Source organism: Streptomyces sp. NPDC019937, from assembly GCF_040631655.1.
Lineage (GTDB): Bacteria > Actinomycetota > Actinomycetes > Streptomycetales > Streptomycetaceae > Streptomyces.
This window is the reverse complement of the sequence record NZ_JBEYAL010000002.1, coordinates 147,530-162,518: the sequence shown is the minus strand read 5'-3', so window position 1 is coordinate 162,518 and position 14,989 is coordinate 147,530. Positions and strand designations below refer to the sequence as shown.

General features: G+C 72.1%; 8 protein-coding genes. 5 read left to right on the top strand and 3 right to left on the bottom strand.

Annotated features, from left to right (window positions below; translation table 11 throughout):
• Positions 1–60 precede the first annotated feature (60 nt).
• Positions 61–1,011: an SDR family NAD(P)-dependent oxidoreductase gene (locus tag ABZ562_RS02480; protein ID WP_361472871.1), complete on the top strand. Its 951-nt coding sequence runs from the start codon at positions 61–63 to the stop codon at positions 1,009–1,011.
• 12 nt (positions 1,012–1,023) lie between these two features.
• Here the strand turns inward: ABZ562_RS02480 and ABZ562_RS02475 are convergent, their stop codons facing one another.
• A complete protein-coding gene (locus tag ABZ562_RS02475; protein ID WP_361472869.1) occupies positions 1,024–1,917 on the bottom strand; it encodes a virginiamycin B lyase in 894 nt (297 codons plus the stop codon).
• Between the two features lie 138 nt (positions 1,918–2,055).
• Between ABZ562_RS02475 and ABZ562_RS02470 the strand changes: the two genes are divergently transcribed.
• Positions 2,056–3,045, top strand: coding sequence for an alpha/beta hydrolase (locus tag ABZ562_RS02470; protein WP_361472866.1), 990 nt, complete (start codon positions 2,056–2,058; stop codon positions 3,043–3,045).
• Here ABZ562_RS02470 and ABZ562_RS02465 read toward each other — a convergent pair.
• Positions 2,996–4,228: an FAD-dependent monooxygenase gene (locus tag ABZ562_RS02465; RefSeq protein WP_361472863.1), complete on the bottom strand. Its 1,233-nt coding sequence runs from the start codon at positions 4,226–4,228 to the stop codon at positions 2,996–2,998. The two genes, ABZ562_RS02470 and ABZ562_RS02465, sit on opposite strands and share 50 nt — an antisense overlap.
• A gap of 3 nt (positions 4,229–4,231) precedes the next feature.
• Positions 4,232–11,566: an amino acid adenylation domain-containing protein gene (locus tag ABZ562_RS02460; RefSeq protein ID WP_361472860.1), complete on the bottom strand. Its 7,335-nt coding sequence runs from the start codon at positions 11,564–11,566 to the stop codon at positions 4,232–4,234.
• Between the two features lie 405 nt (positions 11,567–11,971).
• Here ABZ562_RS02460 and ABZ562_RS02455 point away from each other — a divergent pair, with 405 nt between their 5' ends.
• The 3 genes from ABZ562_RS02455 to ABZ562_RS02445 are packed head-to-tail and all read left to right on the top strand — an operon-like array spanning position 11,972 to position 14,897.
• Positions 11,972–13,333 (top strand): ATP-grasp domain-containing protein, encoded by a 1,362-nt coding sequence (locus ABZ562_RS02455; RefSeq protein ID WP_361472857.1) that lies wholly within the window; start codon positions 11,972–11,974, stop codon positions 13,331–13,333.
• A gap of 5 nt (positions 13,334–13,338) precedes the next feature.
• On the top strand, positions 13,339–14,604 hold the full coding sequence (locus tag ABZ562_RS02450; protein ID WP_361472854.1) for a type III PLP-dependent enzyme: 1,266 nt from the start codon (positions 13,339–13,341) through the stop codon (positions 14,602–14,604).
• 32 nt (positions 14,605–14,636) lie between these two features.
• A complete protein-coding gene (locus ABZ562_RS02445) occupies positions 14,637–14,897 on the top strand; it encodes a phosphopantetheine-binding protein (RefSeq protein WP_361472852.1) in 261 nt (86 codons plus the stop codon).
• The last annotated feature ends 92 nt before the right edge of the window (positions 14,898–14,989 follow it).

Below are 14,989 nucleotides of genomic sequence, written 5' to 3'. Positions count from 1 at the left end.
GCGCCCGCCCGCACGGCCTCCGGGCCGTGCGGGCCCTGCGCCGCAAGGGAGCTTGCCGCCATGCCGTCCGTGTCTTCCACCCCGCTCTGGGACGTCCACCGGCTGCCGCGCGCCGATGGGCGCGTCTTTCTGGTCACCGGCGGCAACGCGGGCATCGGGTACTTCATCGCGGAGCAGTTGTCCGCGACCGGGGCCACCGTCGTACTGGGCAGCCGCAGTCCGGTGAGGGCGGAGGCCGCCATGGCCGCGATCCGGGAGCGTGTCCCCGGTGCGCGGGTGCGTGCCCTGCGGCTGGACCTCGCCGACCTCGCCTCGCTCGGAACCGCGGTGGACGCCCTGGGGTTGCCACACCTCGACGCGGTGGTGCACAACGCGGGGGTCGCCCTCGACGACCCGCCGCGCCGCGAGACGGGGGAGGGCCATGAGCTGATGTTCGGCACGAACCATCTCGGGCACTTCGCGCTCACCGGGTGGCTGATGCCACTGCTGTCGGCCGCGCCGGCGGGCCGCGTCGTGACGGTGGGCAGCTTCGCGGCGAAGACCGAACGGCTCGACCTGGACGACCCGCAGTCCCGGCAGGACTACCGCCCCAAGCGCACCTACGGCCGGTCCAAGCTGGCGCAGATGCACTTCGGCCTCGAACTCGACCGCCGTCTGCGCGCCGTCGGCAGCCCGGTGGCGAGCGTGGTGGTCCACCCCGGCGGCGCCCTCGACTCCCTCACCCCCTCGCGGCCGCCCGTCCATGTGCCCACCCTCGGCGCCCGGTTGCGCGGCGCGCCCGCCGGTGTCCTCCTCCAGGGCAAGCACGCCGGGGCGTGGCCCGCGGTGCGAGCGGTGCTCGACCCCGCCGTGCGCGGCGGTCAGCTGTGGGGGCCGGGCGTCTTCAGCCTGCGCGGCAGACCCCGGACCGAACCGGTGTGGGCGCATCTCGCCGACACCGCCGTCGCGGCGCGGCTGTGGGAGCTGAGCCGCACCATGACCGGCGTCGACCCCGTTCCCGTCCCCCGATAGCCCGGGGAAGGGTCAGGGCGCCACCCGGGCCACCGCGCCCGTCTCGAGGGCCACCCAGAGTGCCCCGTCCGGCCCGACCGCGATGCCGTGGGGTTCCGATGACGGCGAGGGCAGGTCGTACTCGCGGATCGCGCCGTCCGCCGTGATGCGGCCGACGCGGTTGGCGCCCCATTCGGTGAACCAGCACTCTCCGGCGGACACCGCCACGATGGCGTGCGGCTTGGCCGTACGGTCGGGGAGCGGGAACTCCTCGACCGTGCCGTCCACCGCGATCCGGCCGATCCGGCCCGCCGCGATCTCGACGAACCACAGGGCGTCGCCGTCACAGGTGATCCCCACCGGTCCGGCGCCGGCCGTGGGCAGCGGATGGAGGGTGACAGCACCGGCCACGTCGATCCGGCCGACGGCGTTCGCCTGGTTGAGGGTGAACCAGAGCGCGCCGTCCGGACCCGCCGTGATCGCCGAAGGGAACGCGCCCTCGACCGGCAGGGTGAACTCGGTGATCGCGCCGTCGACGCCGACGCGCCCGATGCGGTCGGTGTTCATTTCGGTGAACCACAGGGCGCCGTCCGGGCCGGCGGCGATGCCGAACGGCGCGCTCCCGGGCGTCGGCACGGCGTGGGCCCCGGACCGGCCGTCGGTCGTGATACGGCCGATTTGGTGGTCCTGGGACCGGGCGAACCACAATGCCCCGTCGGGCCCGGCGGCGATGATCGTCGGCCGGCAGGTGCGCGCGTCCAGATCGTACGTGGTGAGGCCACCGTCGACGGTGAGCCGCGCGATCTGGCCGCTGTGCACGAGGGTGACCCACAGCGCGCCGTCAGGGCCGGTGGCGAGCGCGTACGGGCCCGACCGCTCGTCCGCCACGGGGAACACCCGGACGGAGGGTGAAGCGGAATGCGGCACGAGGGCTCCTTCCGAAGCGGCGGCGTTCACCTGACGCACCCTGCCGGTCGGGACGGGGCCTGTGCAACTGCTTTCCGCACCCCGTGCCTTAGCATCGTTACTGATCAGTAGAGCGCCGCAACCGGAAGAGGAGCCACAGTGCACAGCCCGGTCAAGCATGACGTCGTCGAGGTCAACGGAGTGCGGTTGCACATCGCGGAGCAGGGGGAGGGGCCGCTGGTCCTGCTGCTGCACGGCTTTCCGGAGAGCTGGTACTCCTGGCGCCACCAGTTCGGCCCGCTGGCCGAGGCGGGATACCGCGTCGTCGCCCCCGACCAGCGCGGCTACGCCCGCAGTGAGCAGCCCGAGGACATCGCCTCCTACAGCCTGCTCCACCTCGCCGGTGATGTGATCGGGCTGATCCGCGCCCTCGGCGAGGAGCAGGCGGTCGTCGTCGGACACGACTGGGGCGCGCCGGTGGCCTGGATCACCGCGATGCTGCGCCCCGATGTCGTACGGGCCGTGGCCGGGCTGAGCGTCCCGCCCGCGCTGCCCGCCGGAATGGCCCCGCCCTCGGCCACCCGGACGTACTACGGCGAGGGCTTCTACCAGAACTACTTCCAGCAACCGGGCGTCGCCGACGCCGAGTTGGGGCAGGACATCGCGTCGTCCCTCCGCCGGATCCTGTACAGCGGCTCCGGGGACAACCCCAGGACCGAGCGGCCCCGGCCGTGGGTCGTCCCCGAGGGCAGGACCCTGCTGGACACCGTGCCCGAACCGGAGCAGCTGCCCGGGTGGCTCACCGAAGCGGACATCGAGGTCTTCGCCCGCGACTACGCCGAACACGGCCCCCGGGCCTTCACCGGCCCCCTCAACTGGTACCGCAACATCGAGCGCAACCAGGAGCTCCTGGCCCCCTTCCGGGGCCGTGGCATCGAGGTGCCAGCGCTGTACATGGTGGGCGACCGTGACCTGGTCACCTCCTTCCGCGGCGTGAACACCCTGCGCGCCTCGCTGCGCCGGATCGTCCCCCGGCTGCACGACGAGGTGACCCTGCACGGCTGCGGTCACTGGACCCAGCAGGAGCGCCCCGACGAAGTCAACGCCGCCCTGCGGGACTTCCTTGCCCACGTGGACGGCCGCGGCTGACCGCCGCGGCGGGGCCGGGGAAGGTCAGTGAGCCCTCCAGGAGCCCGGTGAGCCGCTTCGTCGGCAGCAACCGGAAGTACGCGTCACGCAGGGGCCTGCGAAAGGGGTTCTCCGCCTGCTCGACCGCACTGATCGACCGGGCGGCCGCCACGACGCCGCTGGTCCGCTGCCGGCGCTCGTCCTCGTAGGCCCGCAGCGCCCGGAGAGGGTCGGCGGTCCCGGCCAGATGCCGCGAGAGCACCACCGCGTCCTCCATCGCCATACCCGAGCCCTGGCCGAGGCTGGGAAGCATGGGGTGCGCGGCATCGCCGAGCAGCGTCACCGGACCCCGGCCCCAGCGGTCGAGGAAGACGCGGTCGTGGGACGGGGTGGCCAGGATCGACTCTTCGGGCGTCTGCCGGATCGCGTGCCGCACTTCCTCCGCCCAGCCCGCATAGGCGAGTTCGATGTCGGCCTTGCCGCCCTTCCAGTCGTGCGCGCGTTCGGCGGGCATGTTCTTCGTCCCCCACCAGTAGAGGGTGCCGCCGCCCATGTCGACCAGCCCGAATCGCTGACCGCTGCCCCAGTAGTGGGTCACCGAACCGGTGGTGAAACGCGGATGGCTGAACGGCACCAGGGCCAGCCAGCAGACGTACCCGCCGTACCGCGCCTCCTCGGGGCCGACGAGCCGGCGCCGTACCACCGAGTTGAAGCCGTCCGCGCCGATGAGGAGGTCACCGTGGGTCTCGGTCCCGTCCGAGAACCGGACCGTCACCCCGGGCCCCCCGCGCCGCTCCTCGGTGCTGAAGTCCTCCGCGGTCGCGCCCAGCCTGATCGGGATCCCGTCGGCGGCGTCCAGCAGGGCCTGCTGGAGCGCGGACCGTGTGATGAGAACGCTCGGTACGCCCAGTCGCCCGATGATCTCGGGAAACGGGAACTCCCTGATCAGCCGTCCGCGCGCGGTCCTGACGTGGTAGGACCGCAGGATCTGCCCATGCTTGTCGAGTCCCAGATCCAGGTCGATGGAGTCCAGGGCGGCGAGGGCGTTGCTCATCACCGACAGCCCTGACCCCGCGGCCGTGAGCTGGTTGGCCCGCTCATGGACCTCGACGTCGAGCCCGGCCTTGCGCAGCGCGATGGCCGCCGTCAGGCCGCCGATCCCCGCGCCCACAACGATCGCCTTGCGGCGACGGTGGCTGGTCATGCGTCACTCTCCCCTCAGATCGCTGTCATCGGTGTGCCGCTGCTGGGGCGTGAATCCCGGGCCCGCGCCAGGAGGCGGGGCGATCAGCTCACCGACGGTGCGAGCCACGCGGATGACGTGCGGCTCCTCCATGATCGTGAGGTGGTCGCCCGGTACGTCGATCACGGTCAGGTTCCCGCTGGTCCGCTCCCGCCAGCCGTTCGCCGGATCCCGGTGCATGCTGCCGATGGTCTCGTGCATCGATTCCAGGACATCGGGCAGCGGTTCAGCGGCGTGAATCAACGTCATGTCCTGGTGGACCGTTCCGGGCCGGTACGCGTAGGCCGCCCGCCAGTTGGTTTCGTACACACGGAACAGCCGTCGGACCACCGCGCCGGAGCTGCCCGCCGGAAGCACCCCTTCCGCGACCGCGAGAGCGGCGATGAAGTCGAACTGCTCGTCCAGCGTCGTCAGCCCGGCGGGCAGCACCTCCAGGGGCGAGTCACCGCCGCGGCGCAGCCACAACAGCTCCCAGAAGAACCACGTGAGCAGGGCGTCGGACCGGACGGGAAGCCGTCTTCCCGGCGCGAGAGCCGTGGTGTCGAGCAGCACCAGGTGCGCCACCTCCTCGCCCGCCGCCCGGATCTGCCGGGCCATCTCGAAGGCCACGAATCCGCCGAAGGACCAGCCGCCGATCGTGTACGGGCCCCGGGGCCGCAGCCGGCGGAGGGCGGCGACGTAGCCGGCCGCGATCTCCTCGACGCCGCCGCGCAGGGGCTCGGTCCCCGGATCCACCCCCGCGGCCTGGAGCGCGTACAGCGGCTGGCCCGCGGGCAGGTGCCGCGCGAAGCGCACGTAGCACAGCACGTTGCCGCCCATGGGATGGACGAGGAAGAGCGGGGGCCGGCTGCCGCCGGTGCGGATGGGCACGAGCGGGTCGAAGGCCGCGCTCGCCCCTCTGGACCGCAGTCGTCCGGCGAGCTGGGCCATGGTGGGCGCCGCGATCAGCTCGGACAGGGGAAGGCCGGTGCCGTAACGCTGCTCGATGAGGACGACGAGACGCATGGCGGTGAGCGAGGTGGCGCCCAGGTCGAAGATGTTGTCGTGCACGCCCACGGCGGGCCGCCGCAGCAGCTCGCCGACGATCTCCACCAGGGCCCGCTCGTAGCCGTCCCGTGGCGGCGCCGTCCCGCCTGCCACCCCGGTGGTCCCCACCGTCAGGGGGAGGCGTCGCAGGGCCGCGTCGTCCCGTTTGCCGCTCGGGGTCAGCGGCAGCGCCGGCAGCCACTCGACGTGCGAGGGCACCATGTATTCCGGGAGGACGGCGCGGAGCTGCTTGCCGAGCTGCGCCGTGTCGGTGTGCTCCCGGTCGCCCACCAGGAAGGCGGCGAGGAACGCGTCATCGCCCTCGCGGCGCCTCGCCACCACCGCCGCCTCGGCCAGGCCCGGGTGGTGGGAGGAGGCGAACCGGGCGATGGCCAGCTCCACTTCCGCCGGTTCCACCCGGAAGCCGCGCACCTTGACCTGTGCGTCCGCTCGGCCGGTGCACACCATCGCGCCGTCGGCCAGGGCGAAGCCGAGGTCGCCGGTGCGGTACAGACGGCGGCCGGGCCCGCCCGAGGGGTGAGGGACGAAGCGCTCCCCGGTCAGCGCGGACTGGTGCAGATAGCCGTCGGCCAGGCAGGCGCCGCCGAGGTGGATCTCGCCCGTGACCCCCGCGGGCACCGGACGCATCCGGGAGTCGAGGATGAGCACCTCGGCGCCGTCGACGGGGGTGCCGATCGGCGGCAGGGACGGCCAGTGGTCCGGGTCGCCGGACAGGGTGTGGCTGGTCACGACGTGCGACTCGGTGGGGCCGTACTGGTTCTCCAGCAGGGCCCCGGGCAGCCCGGCGCACAGCCGGCGGATCTCCGGGGTGACGCGCAACTGCTCGCCGGACGAGATCAGCACCCTGAGGGCGCAGGGGACCAGCCCCAGGGCGGCGGAGGCCTCGGCGAGCTGCTGGAGCGCCACGTACGGCAGATACAGCCGCCGCACCCGCTCCCGGTCGAGCAGCCGCAGGAGAGCGGGCATGTCGCGCCGCTCGGCCTCGGACAACAGCACCAGGGTGCCGCCGCCGCACAGGGTGGAGAAGATCTCCTGGAAGGAGACGTCGAAACTCATCGGCGCGTACTGCGCGGTGATGCCGCTGGGCACGCCGCTGGGCACGCCGTTCTGCCAGGCGATCAGCCGGGCCAGTGAGCGATGCGGCATCGCCACGCCCTTCGGCCGTCCGCTGGAACCGGAGGTGAACAGGACGTACGCGGTGTGTTCGGGCGCGATCGCGGGGAAGGGCGGTGCGTCGGTGCCGGGTCCGTCCCCGCTCCCGTCGAGTACGTCCTGCGGAGTCATCGTCGTGGCCGCGCCGGACACCAACTGGTGGTACGAGGGCTGGGCGATGACCCTGAGGGGCCGGGCCTGTTCCAGCATGGCGCCGAGCCGTTCCGGCGGGTAGGCGGTGTCCAGCGGGAGCGCCGCCGCCCCGGCCTTGAGCACGCCCAGGAGCACGGCGACCGTCTCCGGTGAACGGTCCATGGCGATGCCGACGCTCTCTCCCGGCGCGGCGCCCAGGGCGAGCAGCCGACGCGCCACCCGGTCGGACGCCCGGCCGAGTTCGGCATACGTCCAGCGCTGTTCCCCGAAGCCCAGGGCGATCGCGTCCGGTGTGCGGGCGGTCTGCTCCCGTACGGCCCGTACGACATCCGGCGGCGTCGCTTCCACCGGTTCGGCGGCTGCGGGCGAAGGGGCGGGCACGCCGGAGCCGGGCGCCTCGTCCGGGTGGCGCACGAGCCGTGAGAGGAGGCCGGTGAAGGTGTCCGCGTACAGCCCGGCCTGGGACGGGGTGAACACGCTGCCCTGGTAGTCAAGGCGCAGCCACAGACGCCCGTCCGCCGGGTCGGTGAGGGCGTTGACCAGCAGGGTGAAGTTCGTTTCCTCCCAGGTCAGGAAGGAGCGCAGCCGCACCCCGGGAAGCGCGAACACCTCGGTCAGCTGACGGAAGTGGACGTAGTTGAAGGCGGTGTCCAGGACGGTGCAGCCCAGGTCCTCCTGGATGGCGCTGAGCGGATAGCGCCGGTGTGCGTGGCTCTGCTGTTCCTGCGAGAAAGCCTCGCGGACGACGTCGAGCCCACTGTCCCGGGCGGTGTTCAGCCGGATGGGCAGGGTGTTGAGGAACAGGCCCGCGATGCGCTCCGCGCCCTCCGTCTCGGGGCGGCAGTGGGTGATCAGCCCGGTGACGATGTCCTCGGTGCCGCTGAACCGGCTGAGCGTCAGGCAATGCGTCGCGAACAGCACGGACTTCACCGGAACCGCGTGCCGCCGGGCGAAGTGGCGGATCGCGTCGGTCAGCTCGGCGGACAGACGCTCCCGGCGCGTGATCAGCTCCTCACCGCGCGGGGCCTCATGAGGGCGGAACGCGGTCGGCCGTGGCGGCGAGGCGCCTTCGAGACGGTCGCGCCAGTACGTCCGCGTCGACGCGGACGCGAGCGCGGCGCGTTCCGCCGCCACGTGCCCGGCGGGGGAGGGGAGCTTGTGGTCCGCCACCGGCCCGGTGCCCAGCCCCATGGCGCTCAGATAGTCCTGCAGCAGTTCGCGCACGAGGTTGGCGACGCTGCCGCCGTCCAGGAGGGCGTGGTGGAAGCTGAGGACCATCTCGACGGTGTCCGGCAGGACGTACAGGCGGAAGTGGTACAGGGGCGCCCGCAGGAAGTCGTAGCGGTGGAAGCGCCGCTCCTCGATGTGCCGCGCGATCTCCGCCGGTTCCGTGTCCCCGCAGGCGCCGCGCAGGTCGCGCACCGCGAGCCCGCCGGACACGTGCGGCGCCACGAGCTGCAGCGGCTCGGAGAAGCCGCCGAGGTCGAAGGAGGAGCGCAGAGCCGGGTGGCGGGCCACCAGGCGGTCGAAGGCCCGGGTGAACAGCGCCTCGTCCCACGGGATGTCGAAGGAGTAGCGGAAGACGTCGTGGTACACGGCGGTGCGCTCCTGGGCGCGGCTGTGGTACAGCAGACCGAGCTGGAGCCGGGAGAGCGGATAGGCGTCCTCGTACCCTTCCAGCCGGGCCCGGTCGACGCGGGAGACCAGGGCGAACGGTTCGTCCGCGGCGCCGCCGGAGGATTTGCGGCCGCTGGTGGCCACCGCGGCCAGTCCGGCGACCGTGGGGTTCCGGGTCAGGTCGGTGAGGGAGAAGAGCAGCCCCTCCTTCGCGGCGGCGGCCTGCACCCGCAGCATGAGCAGCGAGTCGCCGCCGAGGGCGAAGTAGTCGTCGTACACGCCGATGTCACCGGCTTCGAGCAGTTCGGCCCAGACGCGTGCCAGGGTCCGCTCGGCCGCGTCGCGCGGCGGTGTCTTCCCGCGCGGCCCCGTCCCGGCGGCCGGGAGGGACAGCAGGGCGCGCCGGTCGGCCTTGCCGTTGGGGGTGAGCGGTACCGCGTCGATCCGCACGAAGGTCGCGGGGATCATGAAGTCGGGCAGCCGGGAGGCCAGATGAACCCGGAGCGCACCGGGCTCCAGCTCGGTGTCCGCGACGTAGCAGCCGGTCAGATACGTGCCGCGGGACGCGGACCGCCGGTCCACGACCACCGCGTCCCGCACACCCGGCGCCGCTGCCAGCGCCCTCTCCACCTCGCCCAGCTCCACGCGGTTGCCGCGTATCTTCACCTGTCCGTCGATCCGGCCCAGGTACTCCAGGGTGCCGTCGGCGAGCCGGCGGGCGAGGTCGCCGGTGCGGTAGAGCCGGTTCCCGGTCCCGGACGGGCCGTGGGTCCCGGCCGGGCCGCGGGTCCCGAAGGGGTCGGGGACGAACTTCTCGGCGGTCAGCCCGGGGCGGCCCAGATAGCCGCGGGCCACCCCGACTCCGCCGACGCACAGCTCACCGGGCACCCCGGGCGGCTGTGGCCGGCCGTGGCCGTCCAGGACGTACAGGGCGGTGTTGTCGATGGGGCGGCCGATCGGCACCCGGGTGACCGGCACGCCGGGACCACCCGGGCAGTCGTGGTACGAGACGTCCACGGTGGCCTCGGTCGGCCCGTACAGGTTGACCAGCCGGGGCCCGGGGCCTGAGCCGGGGGCGAAGACGTGGTGGAACTGCTCGACGCGCGCCGGGGGCAGCGCCTCGCCGCTGCAGAAGACGTGACGCAGCGAGGCGGCGTCGGCCCGTGCCCCCGGGGCGTCGCTCAGCAGGTCCAGGAACGGGCCCAGCATCGAGGGCACGAAGTGCAGCACGCTGACCCGCTGGTCGCGCACGGTCCGCAGGATGGTGCGCGGGTCCTTCTCACCGCCGGGCGGCAGCAGCGCCACGGTGGCGCCTTCGATCGCCCACCAGAACAGTTCCCACACCGACACGTCGAAGGAGATCGGGGTCTTGTGCAGCAGCACGTCCCCCTCGCCCACCGGGTAGCGGCGCTGCATCCAGGCGAGCCGGTTGACGACGGAGTGGTGTTCGACCATCACGCCCTTGGGCCGTCCGGTGGAGCCCGAGGTGTAGATGACGTAGGCCAGGTCGCGGGAGGTGGCGGCCGGTTCCAGCGGCCCTCGCGGGCCGTGGAGCAGTTCGGCCACCCGCAGCACCGGAACGGCCGTGTCCACCTCGGGACGTGGGGTGCCGGCATCCGTCAGGACGGCGGCGGCGCCACTGTCGCGCAGCATGAAGGCGATGCGGTCGGCGGGGTAGCCGGGGTCCACGGGCACGTAGGCGCCACCGGACTTGAGGACGCCGAGCAGGGCGATGAGCGACTCCGGCCCGCGCTCGCTCAGCACGGCGACCCGGTCCTCCGGCCGGATGCCCCTGGCGCGCAGCGCCCGGGCGACCTGGTTGGCGCGGGCGTCCAGTTCGGCGTAGGTGAGCCGCCGGCCCGTCCCATGGATGACCGCGATCCGGTCGGGGGTCCGGGCCGCCTGTTCCTCGATCAGCGCGTGCACGGTGCGGTCGGCCGGGTAGGGGACGGCCGGTCCCTGCGCCTGGCGGATCAGCCGCGCCCGCGCGGCGCCGTCGAGCAGCGGAAGCGCGGTGGCGGGCCGGTCGGGCATGTCCAGGCCGCCCACGATGAGCGCGCGCACCTGCCGGGCGACCGCGGCGATGGGGAGGTCCGCGTCGAAGACATCGCCCGCGTACTCCAGGTCGATCCGCAGATCGGAGTCGTCCTCCGGGGCCTGGACGACGACGTAGAGGGCGTCCTGCGGGTGCCGGGGAACGAACATCAGCAGGTCCCGGCCGATGCCCGGCGGCACCGTGGCCCGGGGGAAGCGCAGATAGGTGAGCGTGATGTCGAACGGCTGCCGCGAGGGCCCGCCGCCCGGCGGGGACGGCAGGGAGCGGACCAGGTCCCCGAGGGTGAGCCGCTGGTGCGGCCGCGTCTCCTCGATCGTCGTCCCGATCTCGGCGGCCAGCTCGCGCAACGTCGCCCCGGGGCGTATCGCCACCGGCAACGGGAGGTTGTTCGCGAGCTGGGCGACGACTCCGCGCTCCGCCGCGGTGCGGCGGTTGAGGAACGGCACGCCGAGCACGATGCCGTCGGTGCGGTGGAGACGGGCGGCGTACGTGGCGAACGCCGCGGCGAGGTAGGCGAAAGGTGAGCCGCCGCCCTCGCGCAGGCGCTTCACCAGGGCGGCGTCGAGGGTGAAGGTGTACCGGCCGCTCGGCGGCCGCCGGTCGTACCGGGCGCTCCCCGGGCCTGCGGGGGGCGTGCTCCGTGGGAAGAGGGCGGGACTCGCGCGTGTCAGGGCCGCACCGTGGTGGACGAGGTCCCGCTGGTGGTCCTCGGATTTCTGGTAGTCGGCGTCGGCAGCGATGGTGTCGGCGTAGGCGGAGCCGGCGTACGTGGTGCCGGGGCCCGGGGACGGCTGTCGCCGTCCGTTCGTCAGCAGGGCGTATTCCGTCCACATCTCGGTGCCGACCAGGTTGAGCGACCAGCCGTCCACGATCAGATGGTGGGCCTTGAGCAGCAGATGGACGACCTCGTCGCTCTCGCGCAGCAGGAGGGCGGTGAAGAGGCGGGAGCCGGTCGGCACGAACGGCTCGGCGATGAGCCGATCACGCCAGGTCTCGAAGGCGACGGCCGGTTCGGGTCCGTCCGAGAGGTCGACCTGGTCGACCCATGAGCACTCGTCGCGCCTCTCGATCCACTGGTAGGGGACGCCCTCGTCTTCGCCGAAGCGCACGCTGAAGGCTTCGTGCCGGCGCAGCACCCGTGTGAGGCTCGTGCGCAGCGCCTCGGTATCCACGGGGCCGGTGAGTCGTTCATGGACGACGATATTGAATTGCGGGTCGCCCGGGTTCTGGGCCTCGGCGGTCCAGATTTCGCGCTGATTGGACGTCAGCGGCATACGATTCACACTTCCCACGGACTTCCTCCTTCGCTTTCCGGCCGGTCGGGTTCGCCGGGATCGGCATGGATGGAATGTCGGCTGGGGCGCACGGCGCGGCACGGCCACGGTCCCGGGACGGCGCCGGCCCGTGCGGGGGCACGTGGCGGGGCCGCGGCCGGATGGTTGCGGGGAGATGCTATGCGCCAGGGCGGAGCGCGAGAACGCCAAGCCCAGGGACCTTGTGGGTACCGTAAGAGGGCCACCGAAGTGCTGACGGGGGGCCACCACAGCCTTTGGCGGCAGCTATTGCCGGTGTGCCTGCCCGTGCTCTGTACTTCTCGGTGTGATTCCGCGCGCTGAACGTTCGCGACCATCAATCCTGTCGTGAGTGGCAAATCCCTGCACAGGAAGGTGTGAATGGCTATGAGCGGTGCCTATTTACGTGGCCTCAAGGGGTCGCTGACCGGAAACCCCGACGCCCGGCTGGTCTTTCTCTGCAATTTCGAGGTCGAGCACGCCTGGGCGCGCAATTACGTCGGACTGCCGATACCGAGACTGGCGTCGGCCCCCGCCACCGTGCAGCGCATGGAGGAACTGGGCGCCCTGCTGGCCGGAAGCGGCGACGTGATCTGCCTGGGCGAACCGCTCGACCCCGGCTTCAAGCAGTACGCCACCGGGCTCGGCTTCCACCTGCCGACCGAGCTCGTCGTCCCCCGGGGCGAGCCCGGCGCCAGCACCGGCGAACGCGTTCTGGCCTCGCCGGAGACGCTGCGGCGCCTGGCCGACCTGGCCGACGGCCGGACCTATCTGATGCCGATGGGTACCTCCGCCACCGAGCAGAAGATCTCCGAGTCGACCGGCCTGCCGCTGGCCGTCCCGGACAGCGACACGATGGAGCGGGTCAACGGGAAGATCTACAGTCGGCGCCTGGTCGAGGAACTGGGCATCCGACCGGTGCCCGGCGAGTGCTGCGAGACGGTGGACGAGCTCACGGCGGCGGTCGGGCGCGGCCTCGACGAGGGCCAACCGCTCATCGTCAAGGAGTCGTACGGGGTCTCCGGCAAGGGACTGATCGTGCTGGACACGCCCGCCAAGGCCGAACGTCTGCTGCGGATGGTCCGGCAGCGGACGGCCCGCACCGGTTCCCGCGCCATCCACGTGGTGGTCGAGAGGTTCCTGGACAAGAAGTGTGATCTGAACTACCAGTTCACCATCGACCGCGCCGGAGGGACCCGCCTCGACTTCGTCAAGGAGGCGCAGACCTCGGGGGGCGTACACCTCGGCCACGTGATGCCGACCCGCCTGGGCGCGGCCCACCTGGCGGAGCTGGAGGACATCGCGGCCCGGGTCGGGAAGCGGCTGCACGCGGACGGACTGTTCGGCGTGGTCGGGGTGGACGCCATCCTCGGCACGGACGACACGCTCTACCCCGTGCTGGAGATCAACGCCCGCTTGAACATGTCCAGTTACCAGGGGCCGGTCACCGAGCGGTTCCTCTCCTCCGGCGCCGCGCTGGCCAAGCACTACACGCTGGAACTCGAGGCCCCGGTCCGGTTCCACCAGATCGAGTCGGCCCTCCGCCCGCTGACGCCGCGCGGCCCGGGCGGCACCGGTGTCGTGGTCACCTGCTTCGGAACGGTCAACGCCGAGGCCCACCGGCGGCCCCCGTTCGAAGGCCGCCTCTACACCCTGCTGTTCGCCCAGGACCGCGATGCCCTGACCGCCCTCGACGCCGAGGTGCGCGACGCGCTCGGCGCCGTGCCGACGATAGGAGAAATCCGGTGAATGCGATGGAGTTCGAGATTCAGGGCGTGCCGGTATCCGAGCTGGCCCGCGAGTACGGCACTCCGCTGTACGTCTACGACGCCGAGGTCCTGCGCACCAACTACCAGCGGCTGCGGGAGAACCTGCACCCGGCGGTCGATGTCTTCTTCTCCCTCAAGGCGAACCCGAACATCAGCATCTGCTCCTACCTCGGCTCGCTGGGGGCCGGCGCCGAGGTGTCCTCGCTGACGGAGCTGATCACGGCGCAGCGCGCCGGAGTCGCCCCGGAGAACATCATCTTCCTCGGCCCGGGCAAGACCACCAAGGAACTGCGCGCCTGCCTCGACGCCGGTCTGCACGCCGTCGTGTGCGAGTCGCTGGAGGAACTGGAGGCGCTCGACGCCCTGGCCGTCGAGGCCGGCCTGACCGACGTGCCGGTGCTGCTGCGGATGAACCCCGACTTCCAGACCAAGGGAGGGGGGCTCTCGATGGGGGGCAAGCCACGGCAGTTCGGCGTGGACCTGTCGGTGCTGCGGCAGTCGGCCGCGAGCCTGGTCCGGACCCTCCGGGCGGCGCGGGTGATCGGAATCCACGCGTACATGGGGACCCGCATCCTCGACTACTCCGACGTCGTCAACAACACCACCAACATCCTCTCCATCGCCGAGGAACTGTGCGAGGAGCTGGGCGTCCCGCTGCGGACCGTGGACTTCGGCGGCGGTCTGGGCGTGCCGTATTTCGACAACGAGAAGGAGCTCGATCTCAACGCCCTGCACGGCGAGGTCAACGCGGTGATCGAGCAGTTCGTCGAACGGCACCCGCAGACCCGGCTGATCATGGAGTTGGGCCGCTATCTCACCGCCGTGGCCGGCACCTACGTGGTCCGTGTGCTCTACGTCAAGGAGTCGATGGGGGAGCGCTTCGCGGTCGCCGACGGCGGCACCAACCACCACATGGCCGCGGTCGGCGTGGGCAGCTTCGTCAAGCGCAACTTCCCCATCCGGTCGCTCACCCGCTACCACGACCCGGCGACCGCCCCCATCACGGTCACCGGACCGCTGTGCACCCCCAACGACGTGATCGGCAAGCGGGTGGCGCTGCCTCCCGTCTCGCCCGGCGACCTGCTGGGGGTCGAGCGGTCCGGCGCGTACGGGCCGACCGCCTCGCCCGTGCTCTTCCTCAGCCACGGCTACCCGGCCGAGGTCCTGGTCCACGACGGGACGCCGCACCTCATCGCCCGCCGTGACACCCCCGCGGACCTGCTGAACCGGCAGCACCTGGTCCGCTTCTAACCACACCCCCTCCCGACCCGAACGGAGTTCCCATGGACCGCACCGAACTCGTCCAGCAGATCGAGTCCGCGCTGAGCGAGGCTCTCGAACGCCCGGTCGACGGCCTGTCGGAGGACGTCCGGCTGTTCGACGACATGCACCTGGACTCCACCTCCGTACTCGAGGTCCTCATGACGCTGGAGGACTCGGTCGGAGTGGAGGTCGACCCCGAGCAGCTGGAGATGACGGACTTCGCCACCGTCGGCAGCTTCACGGACTACCTGCTCCGGCAGATGCCGTCCGCGGCGGCCTGAGCCGCCGGCCGGCCGGAGTTCTCCCAGGCCCGGCCAGCCGGGCCTGGGAGCCCGCGTGACGTCATCGACCTCAGAACTCTTCCAGGAAGGAT